Annotated in this window: 1 pseudogene; it reads left to right on the forward strand. The window is 72.8% G+C overall.

Features of this window, described 5'->3' with window-relative positions:
• Positions 1-134: 134 nt before the first annotated feature.
• Positions 135-401: pseudogene (locus HUW62_RS47595) on the forward strand (sigma-54-dependent Fis family transcriptional regulator); the annotation flags it as partial.

The following is a 401-nucleotide window of genomic DNA, read 5'->3' on the forward strand; positions in this document are numbered from 1 at the left end:
TGCCCGGCTGGCATGTCAGCGGCGTCGGCTGACATGTCAGCGTGTGCCAGCCGGGAGGCCGCCTCGGGTCCGCGGGGCTCCGGGCTCGTGTAGCCTGGAGGTGCACTTGGGCCCTGGCTCCGAGCGTCCCCCTCATGAAGCAGAGACTCCTCGACGACGTCTCCACCGCGAGTCCCCAGCGGCACGGCGGTGACTCCCGGTCCACCGTCCTCCTGCCGGCGCTGACGCTGGTCTCCCATCCCCTGGCCTCACGGGTGGGGGAGCGGTTCGTGATGGAGTCCCTGCCGCGCGGCCGGGAGGTGGCGCTCTCCCGCAACGAGCCGCTGTTCACCCGCGTGGATGAAGTCGTGGGCCGGCCGCTGGCGGACCCGTTCGTGAGCCGGCGCGCGCTGCGCTTCCTG

Origin of the sequence: Myxococcus sp. AM011 (assembly GCF_013372595.1) — a bacterium.
Taxonomy (GTDB): domain Bacteria; phylum Myxococcota; class Myxococcia; order Myxococcales; family Myxococcaceae; genus Myxococcus; species Myxococcus eversor.